A 15760-nucleotide genomic window follows, 5' to 3' on the forward strand; every position below is an offset into this window, starting at 1 on the left:
ACTGATGACCGAACTTGACGAGCGCAAGCTCGACCCTGCCGTGGCCCTTGCCTCCCTGGACGAAACCGCGCCGCGCGAGCCGCACCGGCTGTTTGCCCTAAAGCAAGGCGACTGTTTTGCCGTGGCCGATGCCTACGGCGATATCAGGGGCGCGGGCGACGGTTTCTTCCGTGACGACACGCGGGTGCTGTCGGAGTTCAGGCTCACCGTCGGCGGCCGGCAGACATCGCTGCTCGGCGCCTCGCTCAGCCAGGACAATGTGCTGTTCACCAGCAATTTGACCAATTTGCCGATGCAAAGCGTCGGTGGCCGCGACATCCCGCAGGGCGCCATCCATATCGAGCGCGTCAGGCTGTTGTGGCAGGACCGGCTGTTCGAGCGCATCACCCTTTCCAACTACAGCCAGGAGCATTCGGCAATCCGCGTCTCGCTGCATTTTGCCGCCGATTTCCGGGACATGTTCGAGGTCCGCGGTTCGACCCGGCCGAAGCGCGGAATGGCGCATGCAGCGGAGATCGAGCCTGCCTCGGTGCTGCTGCGCTATGACGGACTGGACGGGCTGGCGCGGGTGTCTGCGATCTCGTTCTCGCAGCCGCCAGACCAGTTGAGCGCCGAGCGCGCGGATTTCCTCATCGCAGTGACCAAGCGCAGCAGCAAGATGCTTTACGTCGAGGTCGGCGCGGAACTGACCGAAACGCCCGACCGCGACCGCTTCCGGGCGGCCGCGGCGCGCGCCCGTTTCGGCATGCGGGCCAAGCGCCGCCATGGCGCGACGGTGCACAGTTCGGGTCGCGTCTTCAACGATTGGGTCGAACGCGCCCGCGCGGATGTCGCCTTGCTGACCACCGAGTTGTCGACCGGCCCCTACCCCTATGCCGGCATCCCCTGGTTTTCGACGGCCTTCGGCCGTGACGGCGTCATCTCGGCGCTGCAGATGCTATGGCTCAACCCCGGCCTGGCGCGCGGCGTGCTTGCCTTCCTCGCCCAGCACCAGGCGACCGAGACATCGCCTTTCAGCGACTCGCAGCCCGGCAAGATCATGCACGAGACGCGCAAGGGCGAGATGGTGGCGCTGCAGGAACTGCCTTTCGGCCGCTACTATGGCGGCGTCGATACCACGCCGCTCTACATCCACCTCGCCTGCGCCTATGCCGAACGCACCGGCGACATGGACTTCATCGCCAGCCTGTGGCCGTCTCTCTGCGCCGCCGCCAAGTGGACGGAAGAGGCGAGCCGCGCAACCGGCTTCGTCACCTATCAGCGCGCTGCCGAATCCGGCCTTGCGAACCAGGGCTGGAAGGACAGCTTCGACTCCGTCTTCCACGCCGACGGGCGCATTCCCAAGGGGCCGATCGCGCTGGTCGAAGTGCAGGGTTATGTCTTCGCCGCCTTCAGGGGCCTTGCCGCTCTCGCCCGCCGCCGGGGCGAGTTCGCGCAGGCCGAGCACTGGGAAAATCGCGCCGAAGAGATGCGGATCGCCGTCGAGCGTGATTTCTGGCTGGACGATCTCGGCTTCTATGCGCTGGCGATCGACGGCGCCGGAGAGCCGTGCAAGGTGCGCACCTCGAATGCCGGACACCTGCTCTATGTCGGCCTGCCCGAACCGGCGCGGGCTAAGATGGTCGCCGACCAGTTGCTTTCGGCCTCCTTCCACTCCGGCTGGGGGGTGCGAACGCTTTCCGACGATGCTGTGCTGTTCAACCCGATGTCGTACCACAATGGTTCCATCTGGCCGCATGACACGGCGATGTGCGGCGCCGGCCTGGCGCGGTTCGGCGAGCGTGACAGCGTGGTGCGGCTGATGAGCGGTACGTTCGAATCGGCAGTGCATTTCAACATGCGACTGCCGGAACTGTTCTGCGGTTTCACCCGCTCGCCGGGCGAAGCGCCGATCGCCTACCCCGTCGCCTGCCTGCCGCAAGCGTGGTCGGCAGGCTCGGCCTTCATGCTGATGCAGGCGTGCCTCGGTCTGGAAATCGACGGCTGGAACGGCGAAATCCACGTCACTCGACCCCGTTTGCCGATCGGCATCGATACGCTGACGCTCAGGCATCTGGGTGTCGGCGAAAAGAGGGTCGATCTTACCTTCCAGCGCGTCGGCGACCGCGTCGTCGCCTTTCTCGCCGATCGCCATGAAGGGCTGGTTCCGCTGATCGTGCGGACATGATCTGAACGGCCTTCAACGGGAACCGAACCCAGGGTTTGTGCGTTGCGAAAAACACAGGTTCTCACGGGCGATCGTCGGCTGCGAACACTCAAATCGAACCATGAAGAAAAAGGCCCTGACGGCCAAAATTGAGTTGGAATTGGAATGACTGATTATGGCATGGCCCTGCTCTGGGTCTTGATCCTTGCAAGCCTTGGCCTTTCGATTCTAGCCGTTCTGTTATCGATCTCCAGGCAACGTCGTAGCCATAGCTTGACGGTTGCACCGACTGCCGGCGAGGACGTCGCATCGGAAGCGACGCGCAAGGTTTTGCGGGAGTTCGAGAAGAATGGACAATCTCCCGACGCGGCGCTGGTGAACTGGTCGCCCGACACCTTGCGCAAGATACTTGCCGACGACCTGCCGGACGCGCAGGTCATCGTCGTCTCGAACCGAGAACCCTATATCCACAACATCAAGGACGACGGCGTCGAGCTTCTGGTGCCGGCCAGCGGCCTGGTGTCGGCGCTTGAGCCTATCACCCGCGCCTGCAGCGGCACCTGGATCGCCTATGGCGGCGGAACGGCGGATCGTCTGACGGTCGATAGCAACGATCGGGTTCAGGTGCCGCCGGACAATCCGTCCTATACGCTGCGCCGCGTGTGGCTGAGCGACGACGAATATCAGGGCTACTATCTCGGCTTTGCCAATGAAGGGCTTTGGCCGCTCTGCCATATCGCCTTCACCCGGCCGGTCTTCCGTGCCTCGGACTGGGAGGCCTATGAGGTCGTCAACCGCAAATTCGCCGATATGGTGGTTGCCGAGGCGCGCAATGAGCGGCCGATCGTGCTGGTTCAGGATTACCATTTCGCGCTCCTGCCGCGCATGATCCGCGAGCGCCTGCCGGAGGCGATCATCATCACCTTCTGGCACATCCCGTGGCCGAACTCCGAAGTGTTCAGCATCTGCCCATGGCGCGAACGCGTTCTTGATGGACTGCTCGGGAGCTCGATCATCGGCTTTCACACCCAGTTTCATGCCAATAATTTCACTGAAAGCGTAGACCGGTTCCTGGAAAGCCGCATCGAGCGCGCCGACGCCGCGATCTCGTATGGCGGGCGGACGACCCTGGTGCACGCCTATCCCATCTCCATCGAATGGCCGGCCGAACTCCTGGCGAAACTGCCACCGGTCGAGGAAAGCCGCGCCCGCCTGCGTGAGCGGTTCGGCCTGTCGGCGGACGTCAAGCTGTGCGTCGGCGTCGAGCGCCTGGACTACACCAAGGGCATCCTCGACCGCTTCCATGCGCTGGACGAATTGTTTACGCGCCACCCCGAGTGGATCGGCAAGGTAGTGTTCCTGCAGATTGCTGCCCCAAGCCGCGGCACGTTGCCGGCCTACCAGCAATTGCACGATGAATGCCTGCGTTATGCCAACGAGCTCAACCAGCGCTACGGTCATGACGGCTACAAGCCCGTGGTCATGGTGGCTGAGCACCATTCGCAGCAACAGGTCTATGAGATCTATCGCGCCGCCGACATCTGCATGGTCACCAGCCTGCATGACGGCATGAACCTCGTAGCCAAGGAATTCGTCGCCGCGCGTGACGACGAACAGGGCGTGCTGTTGCTCAGCACGTTTGCCGGCGCGTCGCGCGAACTGCTGGAAGCACTGATCGTCAATCCTTACGACGCGGCGATGATGAGCCAGGTGCTGCTGCAGGCGCTAACCATGTCACCGGACGAACAACGCGAGCGCATGCGCCCGATGCGCGAAATAGTGCGCGACAACAATGTCTTTCGCTGGGCCGGCAGCATGCTGCTCGATGCGGCGCGCCTGCGCAAACGCGGCGACCTCGAAAGAGCGACAAGTGTCGCCGAGCGGCCCGCAAACACCGACACCAACATCGTCTCGCTGTTCGACCGCATGCGGAAGGTGGCGTCATGAATAGCCTGTCAAAAGCACCGGGCCTGCCAACCGCACCCGACCTGCCGGAAGGACAATGGGCGCTTTTCCTCGATATCGACGGCACGTTGCTGGAGCACGCGGCGCACCCCGACGCCGTGTCCGTAAGCGACGAACTGCGCAACCTCCTCGGCGTCGTCGATGAACGGCTGGACGGCGCTGTCGCCTTTATCACCGGCCGCTCGGTCGAAGGCGCCGACCGCCTGTTTCATCCGTTGAAGCTGCGTGTTGCCGGTCTCTATGGGCTGGAACACCGGCTGACGCCGGACGGCCCGGTCGTTACCGCCGATGCTCCCGCCGATATCGCTGCCCTTGCCGACGCCATCGAGGCCGAACTGGATGACGGCCTTGTTCATATCGAGCGCAAGGGTCCGATCCTCGCCATCCATACGCGTGCGGCGCCGCATCTGCTGGCCAGGGCAACGCATCTTGCCGAACAGGCATTGACCGAGCTTCCCAAGGGCTATCGGGTTATCCCGGGCAACGCCGGCGTCGAACTCATGCCGCTCGAAGCGGCCAAGGGCGCTGCCGTGCGGCGTTTCATGGCAATCCCGCCCTTTGCCGGACGGCGGCCGGTCTTTCTCGGCGACGACACCGCCGACGAAAACGGTTTCGAGGCGATCAACGAGGCCGGCGGCATCTCGATCCGGGTCAAGCCGCGTGGGCCGACCGTGGCCCAATACAGGCTCGATGATGTCACCTGCGCGATAGCTTGGCTTGCCGCCAATTTCGACGCATCACCGGCTCTCAACCGCAAAGCGTCCTGATCGCTGCCGCCTGCGGATCGAATCAAGATACGCCGCGTTTGCGCCGACCTTCGCCAAAAGCCGATCGATAAGCGCTGTTCTCATTGAATATCTTTAAGGCCAAAGCCGGCAAATGGATTGCTTGCCGGTTCCCCTGCGTCAGGCATAACCTGCGCAGTCGACGCGTGAGGGCGCGTGCGGCATCAAGGGGAGGACATCGCAGTGACCATACAAGGCGCATCACCTGATCTATACAATGAGGATCTGGCTCCGGCCAAAGTCCGAAACTGGGGGCCGTTCTCGATCTTCAACGTCTGGACGTCGGACGTCCACAGCCTCTGGGGCTATTATCTCGCCGCAAGCCTGTTCCTGTTTTGCGGCGGCTTCGTCAATTTCATCATCGCCATCGGCATCGGTTCGCTGATCATCTACGCGCTGATGAACATGGTCGGCTATGCCGGCGTGAAGACCGGCGTGCCCTACCCCGTGCTGGCGCGCGCCTCCTTCGGCATCTGGGGCGCCAACATTCCGGCCCTGGTGCGCGCCATCGTCGCCTGCTTCTGGTACGGCGCGCAGACGGCGGCGGCATCGGGCGCGATCGTGGCGTTGCTGATCCGCTCGCAATGGTTCGCCGATTTCAACGCCAACACGCATTTCCTCGGCCACACGGGTCTGGAAGTGATCTGTTTTGTGGTCATCTGGGCACTGCAATTGCTGATCATCCAGAACGGCATGGAAACGGTGCGCCGCTTCCAGGATTGGGCCGGACCGGCGGTGTGGGTGATGATGTTGATCCTGGCGATCTATCTCTGTGTAAAATCCGGGAGATTTGCCTTCACCAGCGACATCCCGATGGATGTGCTGCTCGACAAGACAAAGGATGCCGGCGTACCCGGAACCCCTGGCTCCTGGACGTCGCTGTTTGCGGTGGCGGCGATCTGGGTCACCTATTTCTCAGCGCTCTATCTCAATTTCTGCGATTTCGCCCGCTATGCCCCAGACAAGGCATCGCTGCGCAAGGGCAACATCTGGGGCCTGCCGATCAATCTCATCCTGTTCTCGCTGGTCGCCGGCGTGACCACCATCGCTGCCTTCGACGTGTATGGCGAAGTGCTTCTGCATCCCGACCAGATCTCGGCGAAATTCGACAGCTGGTTCCTGGCAGCGCTTGCAGCCCTGACTTTTGCCGTGGCGACGCTCGGCATCAATGTGGTGGCAAACTTCGTCTCGCCGGCCTTCGACTTCTCCAATGTCTTTCCCCGGCAGATCGACTTCAAGAAGGGCGGCTATATCGCAGCTGTTATCGCGCTGGTGCTCTATCCCTTCGCGCCGTGGGAAGGCAGTGCCGCATCTTTCGTCAACGTCATCGGCGCGACGATGGGGCCGATCTTCGGGGTGATGATGGTCGACTACTATCTGATCCGGAAGGGCGAGGTCGACGTCGAGGCACTGTACCGCGAAGATGGCGAGTTCCGCTTCCAGGGCGGCTGGCACGTCAACGCCTTCATAGCAGCCGGCATCGGCGCCATCTTCTCCTCGGTCCTGCCGAACTTCACCAATTTGCTGCCGGCATGGTGGGGCGTTTATGGCTGGTTTTTCGGCGTCGGCATTGCAGGGGTCATCTACTACGTCCTTCGCACCGCCGCCCTTGGCGCAGGGGCCAGGACGGCGAAGGCGTGAAATTGAGGGATAGGGAGTAGTCAGTAGTCAGTAGTCAGTAGTCAGTAGTCAGTAGTCAGTAGTCAGTAGTCAGTAGTCAGTAGTCAGTAGTCAGTAGTCAGTAGGGAATAATACCCCTACTCCCTACTCCCTACTCCCTACTCCCTACTCCCTACTCCCTACTCCCTACTCCCTACTCCCTACTCCCTACTCCCTACTCCCTACTCCACCATCTCAGCCAACCTCCGCACCGTGTTCCAGTTGCGTGCGGTGCCGATGCCCATGCGCTTGTGGTTCATGGCAGCGAGCAGCCGCGAGCTTGGCCGCTGGCGCGAAAAGACGACCCAGATGTCGCCGTCGACCGAAGCCACCCTCTCGTCCTCGGCGGCATAGGCCTGGAGCGCGGCCACACCATCCGCTGGCGCTGGCTCGCGCATCACCCGCACGGCCACCTGATCGCCTGCCTCGGCAGAGTCGGCCGGGAATGGGTTGCCGGCGGCAAGTTTCAGCCAATCCTCGGCAGTGCGCACGATGATGACGACATTGCGGCCGAAGGTTTTTTCGAAGGCCGTTTCCAACTGCTGTTCCAGCTTGGCGATACCAGTCGCCCGTGTCTCGAAGACCAGATTGCCGGTCGCCACCAGGGTGCGCGGGTTCTTCAGCCCAAGCTGTTCAGCCATCGCCTTGAGGTCGGCCATGACGACCCGGCGGCCTTCGCCGAGGATAATGCTGTAGAGCAGCGCAACATAGGTTTGCATGGCAACGCGGCCTGCTTATACCAGCCGCGACTGGTCCACCGCGGCCGAGATGAAGCTGGCGAACAGGGGATGCGGCTCCAGCGGCCGGCTCTTCAGCTCCGGGTGATACTGGACGCCGATAAACCAGGGATGGTCGGGATATTCGACGGTTTCCGGCAGCACACCGTCGGGCGACATGCCGGCAAACACCAGGCCGCAATCTTCTAGCCGCTCCTTGTAGTCGATATTGACCTCGTAGCGGTGGCGATGGCGCTCGGAAATCTGGGTGTCGCCATAGATGTCGGCGATCTTCGAACCCTTGGCGAGTTCAGCCTGATAGGCGCCAAGCCGCATGGTGCCGCCGAGATCGCCCGTTTCGCGGCGCTTCTCCAGCATGTTGCCTTTCAGCCATTCGGTCATCAGGCCGACGACCGGCTCGTCGGTCGGACCGAATTCGGTCGACGAGGCGTGTTCGACGCCGGCCAGCGAGCGCGCTGCCTCGATGCAGGCCATCTGCATGCCGAAGCAGATGCCGAAATACGGCACCTTGCGCTCGCGGGCGAATTTCGCCGCCAGGATCTTGCCTTCCGAGCCGCGCTCGCCGAAGCCGCCGGGCACCAGGATGCCATGCACCTTTTCCAGCCACGGCGTCGGGTCTTCCTTCTCGAAAATCTCGCTCTCGATCCAGTCGAGCTTGACCTTGACGCGGTTGGCCATGCCGCCATGCGACAAAGCCTCGATCAGCGATTTGTAGGCATCCTTGAGGCCGGTGTATTTGCCGACAATGGCGATCGTTACCTCGCCTTCCGGATTGTGGATGCGGTTGGACACGGCCTGCCAGGGCTCCATGCGCGGCTTCGGCGCCGGATCGATACCGAAGGCGGCCAGCACTTCCGAATCGAGCCCTTCCTTGTGGTAAGCCATCGGCACGTCATAGATGTGGGGCACGTCGAGCGCCTGGATGACGGCGCTCTCGCGCACATTGCAGAACAGCGACAGTTTTCTGCGCTCTTCCTTGGGGATGGCGCGGTCGGCGCGGACCAGCAGGATATCGGGCGCGATGCCGATGCCGCGCAGTTCCTTGACCGAATGCTGGGTCGGCTTGGTCTTCAACTCGCCGGCCGTGGGGATGTAAGGCATCAAGGTCAGGTGGACATAGACGGCGTTGTTGCGCGGCAGATCGTTGCCGAGCTGGCGGATAGCCTCGAGAAACGGCATCGCCTCGATATCGCCAACCGTACCGCCGATCTCGCACAGCACGAAATCATAGTCGTCATTGCCGTCGAGCACGAAATTCTTGATCTCATCGGTGACATGCGGAATGACCTGCACGGTGGCGCCGAGATAGTCGCCGCGCCGTTCGCGCTCGATGATGTTCTTGTAGATGCGGCCGGTGGTGATGTTGTCTTGCTGGTTGGCCGAGCGGCCGGTGAAGCGCTCGTAATGGCCAAGATCGAGATCGGTCTCGGCGCCGTCATCGGTGACGAAAACCTCGCCATGCTGGTAAGGCGACATCGTTCCGGGATCGACATTGAGATAGGGATCGAGCTTTTTGATGCGTGCGCGATAGCCTCGCGCCTGCAAGAGAGCCCCAAGGGCCGCTGCAGCGATGCCTTTTCCAAGTGAGGAAACCACGCCGCCTGTGATGAATACATATCGCGCCATGGGAGTCATCGCTTAACGCGGCCGAATTGATTCCGCCAGAGAAAAAACCGCCGCTGAGGCTTTTTCCAGAGAAGGCGCGATAGTCCCGAGGTTCGAGACTGGTGTTTTGGTCAAAACAAAAGGGCCGGCAAAAGCCGGCCCTTTCGGCAGGTTTGTGAAAGCGTCAGATGATGACGACCTTGGTGCCGACCCTGACGCGGCTGTAGAGGTCCATGACGTGCTCGTTGATCATGCGGAAGCAGCCATTGGAAGCGCTGGTTCCGATCGACTGCGGCGCGATGGTGCCGTGGATGCGCAGATGCGTGTCCTTCTTGCCGTCGTAGAGATAGATGGCGCGGGCGCCGAGCGGGTTCTGGCCGCCGCCGGGCATGCCGTCCTTGTACTGGCCATAATGCTTGGGTTCGCGCTTCTGCATGTCGAGCGTCGGGATCCAGCGCGGCCATTCCTGCTTGTCGCCAACGGCAACCTTGCCCTTGAACTGCAGGCCTTCGCGGCCGACCGCGATCGCATAGCGGCGGGCGGTGAAAGCCGATTCGACGAGGTAGAGGCGGCGCGCGCTGGTATCGATGACGATCGTACCCGGCTCATAGCCGCTGAATTCGACGTCCTGCGGCACGAATTCCGGCTTCACCTTGAACTGCTTCTTGGCTTGCCGCTTGGCGAGAGCCTGGTCGAGCGCGCGCGTTTCGGGGAGATAGGCAATCGACGAGGCAGAGGACGTGCCGCCGAACAGGCCGGCGAACAGTCCGCCGCTCGTCGGCTTCTGGCCCGGGGCCTCGCTGCGCAATTCGCCATTGTTGCCGGTCAGCGCGATATTCATCGCTTCGGCCGGAAGCGGTTCAGCCGATTCGATCGGCTCGATCGGCGCGATCGGGTCAACCGGAGCGATGATCTTGGTGGTCTTCTTGCCTGGCTTGGCGTCGGCAACCACGACCGGCTTGCCCTTGCTTGCCAGGAACGCCTGGCGCTGGGCATCGGCCCTGGCTTTCGCCGCATCGCGCATCGCCAGCTTGCGGGCCTCGAGCGCCTTGACGCGGGCGAGATCCCTGTCGGCGGCGATCTTGTCTTCGAGCTTGCTGATCTGAGCCAGATCATCCGGGCTCGGGTTTTTCTTCTTCTTGAGAAGCTTCAGCTGCGTCGCATCGCTCTTGGCGGCGACGTTGATGACAGCGGTTTTGCCAACCGCCTGCGGTGAGGTCATTGCCGGAGTGCCGGCGAAGACCGCGGAGCTCATGCCGAATACGGCACAAAACCCCATGAAAATGAAGCTGCGAAGCTGCATGGCGAAGATCCGATCGTTCAATGCTTGTTGCCCACGGCGTCGCCCGGCGCCCCCCAAGGGCGCAGAAAGTGCCGCCGGCAATCTATAATCGAAGTGGCGTACGGGCCTCAAGCACGGGGTGCGGTCGAATCTTCGTGATCGTGTGCCATTTGCCGCGACTGTGTTGAAACAACAACAGATCGCGGCATCTGACGCTACCGACTACTGGTTCGGAACCTGCGGTGTCACCGGCAAGGTAACGCCATTGGTAGCCGGCGGCGTAGCCGAATCGGTTGCAGGTGGCGTCGCCGGAGATGGAGCCGTCGCCGGGGCCGTGGTGGCGGGCGGCGTGGTGGCGGCGCCGTTGGCCGCGGGCGCGGCCGGTGCGGTGTTGCCCGAAGGCGGCGTCGGCGCCGTCGTGCCGGGCAACTGATTGAGCACGCCGTTGCCGCTGTCGGCCGGCACGCGGTCGAGAATGTCGATCGGTTTTTCGCCATAGCGGGCAACGATCGAGAGTGTCAGCGACGTCACGAAGAAGGCCGCGGCCAGGATCGCCGTCGCCCGCGTCAGCGCATTGGCGGCGCCACGCGCGGTCATGAAACCGGAACCGCCGCCAATGCCGAGACCACCGCCTTCGGAGCGTTGCAGCAGCACCACGCCGACAAGGGCGAGCACGACCATGAGGTGGATGACGATCAGTACGGTTTCCATATTTTATCCTGGCAAGCCCTGCCGCTCCCTGGCGATCAGGGCCGGTGATTTGGAGGCGGCTCCATACAATGCTTTAACGGCATTTCCAAGCCCGTGGCCGGAATATGGGAAGCAATGCGCCCTTTGCAACGATTTCCGCCGAACTGCTGCGTTCATAAGTCTATGACCGAACTGGTCGGCAACGAAATTCCGGGGCCTACGAGATATTCTGGTATGCCTCGGCGATGGCGAGAAAGTCGGACGCCTTCAGGCTGGCGCCGCCAACCAGCGCGCCATCGACGTTTTTGACGCCTAGCAGTTCGACAGCGTTGGACGCCTTGACCGAGCCGCCATAGAGGATGCGCATCTTGCCGGCCACGGCTGCGCCGAGCGCTTCCGCCAGTTTTTGGCGGATATGCGCGTGCGCCTCCGCCACGTCTTCGGCGGTCGGCGTCAGGCCGGTGCCGATAGCCCATACCGGCTCGTAGGCGATAACGGTGTTGGCGGGCGTTGCGCTCGGTGGCACCGAGCCGGCGACCTGGCGCGATAACACGTCGAGTGCTGTGCCCGCTTCGCGCTCGGCCTTGGTCTCGCCGATGCAGATGATGGCGACGAGCCCTGCCCGCCACGCCGCCGAGGCCTTGGCGAGGACGATGGCATCGTCCTCGCTGCGCTGTTCGCGGCACTCGGAATGGCCGACAATGACGTGGCTGGCGCCCGCATCCTTCAGCATCTCGGCTGAGACGCAGCCGGTGAAGGCGCCGCTTTCCTTGATGTGGCAGTCCTCGCCACCGGCCCGCACCGGCGTGCGCGACAGGATTTCGACGGCGCGCGACAGTAAGGTCGCCGGCACGCAGACCAATGCTTCGGTCTCTGCGTCGAGCCCGCTCATGAAGCCGTTGCCGATCATCCTGAGCTCGTTCAGCGAAGCGCTGGTGCCGTTCATTTTCCAGTTGCCGGCAACGAGCGGTCGAATTCCTGGCGTCATGGGGATCTGGTTCTCCGGGCGACATTGGGGTCTCGCCCTCCCTATCAAAATCAGGCCACAAAGCAATCGACAGTGAGCCGGAAGGGCGCTATTGCGCTTGTTTCAGACTCGGGCGCACGCAAAACTGCGCAAAAATCGGAAGTAACAATGCTTGGTATATTGAGAAGCGCGGCAGGGACCTGGGTCGCGAAAGCCCTGCTGTCGCTGCTGGTGTTGAGTTTCCTTGCCTGGGGCGTCACCACGCGGATGACGGGCGGCTTCCTGGCTGGCCATCATGCGGTGATCACCGCCGGCAGCACCACCGTGTCGATCACCGAGTACCGCCTCGCCTACGATCGCCAGATCGCCATGCTGCAGCAGCAGATCGGCCAGCGCATCAGCCGCGACCAGGCCAAGGCCTATGGCATCGACAACCAGGTGCTGGCTCAGTTGGTGTCCGGCGCCGTCCTTGACGAACAGGCGCGCAAGCTCGGGCTTGGCTTCTCCAAGGACAGGCTGGCCGAACTGACGCGGCAGGAACCCGCCTTCCAAGGCCCGAATGGCCAGTTCGACCGCCGGCTGTTCGAATCCCGGCTGCGCGAACTGGGAATGCGGCCGGAGGATTATCTGAAGAACCGGGCTCAGGTGGCGGTGCGCCAGCAGATCGTCGAAGCGGTTTCGGACGGCCTCAAGGCTCCGGACACCTTCTTCAAGGCAGTTGCGCTCTATCGGGGCGAAGACCGCACCATCGACTATCTGATCTTGCCAAAGGCGTTGGTGGAGCCCATCGAGGCGCCATCCGACAGCGTGCTTCAGGCTTATTTCGAGGCCAACAAGAAAACCTACGCGGCGCCAGAATACCGCAAATTCTCCTATGTCCGGCTCGAGCCCGAAGACATCATGGATGTCAGCGCCGTAACGGACCAGCAGGTCAGCGACGACTACAACAAGAACAAGGGCCGCTACACCACGCCGGAAATGCGCACCATCGAACAGCTGGTGTTCCCTTCCGCGGACGCCGCCAAGGCGGCATCCGATTCGCTGAAGACGGGCGCCACTTTCGACAAGATCGTCACCGCGCAGGGCAAGACCCCGGCCGACACGCTGCTCGGCACGCTCTCCAAGGATAAGATCACCGACAAGGCGGTCGCCGATGCCGCATTCGCGCTTGCCGTCAACGAAGTGAGCCCGGTCGTCCAGGGCGCGTTCGGTCCGGTGCTTTTGCGCGTCACCGAGATCAAACGGGAAACGGTGAAGCCGCTGGCGGAAGTGTCAGACCAGATCCGGAAGGATCTGGCGCTCGGCGAAGCAAGCCGCATCCTGCTCGACGTGCACGACAACTACGAAGACACCCGCGCCGCCGGCAGCACGCTGGCCGAAGCCGCCGCCAAACTGAAGCTCAAGGACGTCACCGTCGAGGCCATAGACCGCACCGGCCTCAAGCCGGACGGCACCATCATCAAGGACCTGCCGGCATCGCCGGACCTGATCAAGGCGGTGTTCGAGGCCGAGCCCAACACCGAGAATCAAGCCCTGACCACGCCTAACAACGGCTTCGTGTTCTATGAACTGACATCGATCACGCCGGCTCGCGACCGCACGCTGGACGAAGTCCGCCAGCGCGTGGTGGCGGACTGGACGACAGAGGAAACGACCAAGCGGCTGACCGCGAAAGCAGACGAACTCGACAAGCGCCTCAAGGCTGGCACCACACTCGACGTCATCGCCGGCGAACTGAAGCTTGAAAAGCAGACCAAGCGCGGCGTGAAGCGCGAGGCCGACGATGTCGATTTCGGCAAGGAGGGTGCTGCTGCGATGTTCGGGGTCGGCGAAGGCGGCACCGGGCTGATCCCCTCGCCCATCGGCGACGGCCAGATCCTGTTCAAGGTCGCCGAAGTGTTCGAGCCGGCCGGAGCCGACGCCAGCTCGGTACCCGACGATGCGCAAAAATCCTTCACGCAAGGCATGTCCGACGATCTGCTCGACCAGCTGGTGGCGCAGTTGCAGACGCAGTACGCCGTCAGCGTCGACCAGGCCGCCGTTTCCCAAGCCCTCGCCCAATGAATGGCCTTAGCCCAATGAACGTCTTGGCCCAATGAGCGCCCTGAAGACCCATATCGCCAAGGTCGCCACGGGAACCGGGCTTACCTTCGAGGAAGCGCGCGAAGCTTTCGACATCATCATGTCTGGCGACGCGACGCCGGGCCAGATCGGCGGCTTCCTGATGGCGTTGCGCGTGCGCGGGGAGACCGTGAGCGAGATTTCCGGCGCCGTCGCCACCATGCGTGCCAAGATGCTGCGCGTCGAAGCTCCTGAGGGCGCCATCGACATTGTCGGCACGGGCGGCGACAATTCGCATTCAGTCAACATCTCGACCGCTTCGGCCTTCGTCATTGCCGGCTGCGGCGTGCCGGTCGCCAAGCACGGCAATCGCGGCCTGTCGTCGCTGACGGGCGCTGCCGATGTGCTGGTCGCGCTCGGCGTCAAGATCGATATCCTGCCAGAGGTGATCGGCCGCTGCATCCAGGAGGCCGGCGTCGGCTTCATGTTCGCGCCGGCGCACCACCCTGCGATGAAGCATGTCGGCCCGACCCGCGTCGAGCTCGGCACGCGTACCATCTTCAACCTGCTCGGACCGCTGTCCAATCCGGCTGGCGTCAGCAGGCAGATGGTCGGCGTGTTCCTGCCGGAATGGATCGTGCCGGTGGCCGAGACATTGAAGGCGTTGGGCACCGAGCATGCCTGGGTGGTCCATGGGGATGGCTATGACGAAATCACCACCACCGGCGAAACGCAGGTGGCGGAACTGGCCGGCGGCGAGATCCGCCATTTCACGCTCACCCCGGAAGCCGTCGGCCTGCAGCGCCACACCAAGGACGAGTTGCGCGGCGGCGACGCCGCCTACAATGCCACGGCGTTGCGCGACATGCTGAGAGGTGCTGCCGGGGCCTATCGCGATACGGTGCTGATGAACGCCGGCGCCGGCATGGTGGTGGCCGGCAAGGCGACGACGCTTGCCGACGGCATGGCCGCGGCCACACAGGCCATCGACAGCGGCCGGGCGCTGGGCGTGCTCGACAGGCTGGTCGAGATTTCGAACGGATGAGCCGTGGCTGACATTCTGCGCAAGATCGAGGCCTACAAGCGCGACGAGATCGCGGCGGCGAAGGCGCGGATACCGTTGGCCGAGATCAAGGCGCGAGCCAAGGATGCCGACGCACCGCGTGGCTTTCGGAGGGCGCTTGAGGCGAAGCGCAGATCGGGCAGCTTCGGCCTGATCGCCGAGATCAAAAAGGCAAGCCCATCCAAAGGCTTGATCCGTGCCGATTTCGACCCGCCCGCACTGGCGCAGGCCTATGAGAAAGGCGGTGCCGCCTGTCTTTCGGTGCTGACCGATGCGCCATCCTTCCAGGGCGCGCCGGAATTTCTCACCAATGCACGGAAGGCAGTGTCCCTGCCCGCGCTGCGCAAGGATTTCCTGTTCGACCCTTACCAGGTCTACGAGGCTCGCGCATGGGGCGCCGATGCCATCCTGATCATCATGGCCAGCGTCGATGATGCCTTGGCGAGCGAATTGGAAGCGACCGCGTTCGAACTCGGCATGGACGCGCTGATCGAGGTGCATGACGAGGCCGAGACGCAGCGCGCGGTAAAACTCTCGTCGCAGCTGATCGGCATCAACAACCGCAATCTCAGAACATTCGAGACCAGCCTCGAGACCTCGGAACGGCTGGCATCGATGGTGCCGGGCGGCCGATTGCTGGTCAGCGAGAGCGGAATTTTCACCCACGACGATTGCTTCAGGATGCAAAAGACCGGCATCAGCACCTTCCTCGTCGGCGAGAGCCTGATGCGGCAAGAGGATGTCGCTGCGGCAACGCGGCTGCTTTTGACAGGCAAGGCGAAAGCAGAGGCCATCTGAGG

The 15760-nt window shown here is 63.0% G+C and carries 12 protein-coding genes; 7 read left to right on the forward strand and 5 right to left on the reverse strand.

Translation table 11 applies throughout. The annotated features are described in order from the left end of the window. The first annotated feature begins 4 nt into the window (after window positions 1-4). The 4 genes from NKI37_RS00310 (at window position 5) to NKI37_RS00325 (ending at window position 6537) form a co-directional block, all read left to right on the forward strand. Window positions 5-2167: an amylo-alpha-1,6-glucosidase gene (locus tag NKI37_RS00310; RefSeq protein ID WP_023748420.1), complete on the forward strand. Its 2163-nt coding sequence runs from the start codon at window positions 5-7 to the stop codon at window positions 2165-2167. Between the two features lie 144 nt (window positions 2168-2311). Next, window positions 2312-4093, forward strand: a complete 1782-nt coding sequence (locus NKI37_RS00315) for an alpha,alpha-trehalose-phosphate synthase (UDP-forming) (RefSeq protein ID WP_023707492.1) — start codon at window positions 2312-2314, stop codon at window positions 4091-4093. Further along, window positions 4090-4878 carry a trehalose-phosphatase gene (gene otsB, locus NKI37_RS00320; RefSeq protein WP_023672690.1) on the forward strand — a complete coding sequence of 263 codons (789 nt, stop codon included), beginning with the start codon at window positions 4090-4092 and terminating at the stop codon, window positions 4876-4878. Before NKI37_RS00315 ends, otsB begins: the two co-directional genes overlap by 4 nt. 201 nt (window positions 4879-5079) lie before the next feature. Next, window positions 5080-6537: an NCS1 family nucleobase:cation symporter-1 gene (locus NKI37_RS00325; RefSeq protein ID WP_023688556.1), complete on the forward strand. Its 1458-nt coding sequence runs from the start codon at window positions 5080-5082 to the stop codon at window positions 6535-6537. 200 nt (window positions 6538-6737) lie between these two features. Here NKI37_RS00325 and NKI37_RS00330 read toward each other — a convergent pair whose 3' ends face one another. From NKI37_RS00330 to tpiA, 5 genes are all read right to left on the reverse strand, one after another. Then, window positions 6738-7274: a DUF1697 domain-containing protein gene (locus NKI37_RS00330; protein ID WP_023709418.1), complete on the reverse strand. Its 537-nt coding sequence runs from the start codon at window positions 7272-7274 to the stop codon at window positions 6738-6740. Between the two features lie 15 nt (window positions 7275-7289). Further along, on the reverse strand, window positions 7290-8927 hold the full coding sequence (gene pyrG / locus NKI37_RS00335; RefSeq protein ID WP_081725397.1) for a CTP synthase: 1638 nt from the start codon (window positions 8925-8927) through the stop codon (window positions 7290-7292). Between the two features lie 154 nt (window positions 8928-9081). Beyond that, on the reverse strand, window positions 9082-10200 hold the full coding sequence (locus NKI37_RS00340; protein ID WP_023693456.1) for a L,D-transpeptidase: 1119 nt from the start codon (window positions 10198-10200) through the stop codon (window positions 9082-9084). 201 nt (window positions 10201-10401) lie between these two features. Next, entirely contained in the window at window positions 10402-10890 is a 489-nt protein-coding gene (gene secG / locus NKI37_RS00345; RefSeq protein ID WP_023693455.1) for a preprotein translocase subunit SecG, read from the reverse strand. 196 nt (window positions 10891-11086) lie between these two features. Further along, complete coding sequence (tpiA, locus tag NKI37_RS00350) at window positions 11087-11857, reverse strand: triose-phosphate isomerase (RefSeq protein ID WP_023688559.1); 771 nt, start codon at window positions 11855-11857, stop codon at window positions 11087-11089. 147 nt (window positions 11858-12004) lie between these two features. Between tpiA and NKI37_RS00355 the strand changes: the two genes are divergently transcribed. Genes NKI37_RS00355 through trpC form a run of 3 tightly spaced genes read left to right on the forward strand, consistent with a single transcriptional unit; the run spans window position 12005 to window position 15758 of the window. Continuing rightward, a complete protein-coding gene (locus tag NKI37_RS00355) occupies window positions 12005-13900 on the forward strand; it encodes a peptidylprolyl isomerase (protein WP_352787815.1) in 1896 nt (631 codons plus the stop codon). A gap of 31 nt (window positions 13901-13931) precedes the next feature. Further along, a complete protein-coding gene (gene trpD, locus NKI37_RS00360) occupies window positions 13932-14942 on the forward strand; it encodes an anthranilate phosphoribosyltransferase (protein WP_023684712.1) in 1011 nt (336 codons plus the stop codon). Between the two features lie 3 nt (window positions 14943-14945). After that, window positions 14946-15758, forward strand: a complete 813-nt coding sequence (gene trpC / locus NKI37_RS00365) for an indole-3-glycerol phosphate synthase TrpC (protein ID WP_023684711.1) — start codon at window positions 14946-14948, stop codon at window positions 15756-15758. Window positions 15759-15760: the final 2 nt, after the last annotated feature.

Origin of the sequence: Mesorhizobium sp. M0626 (assembly GCF_040320665.1) — a bacterium.
Lineage (GTDB): Bacteria > Pseudomonadota > Alphaproteobacteria > Rhizobiales > Rhizobiaceae > Mesorhizobium.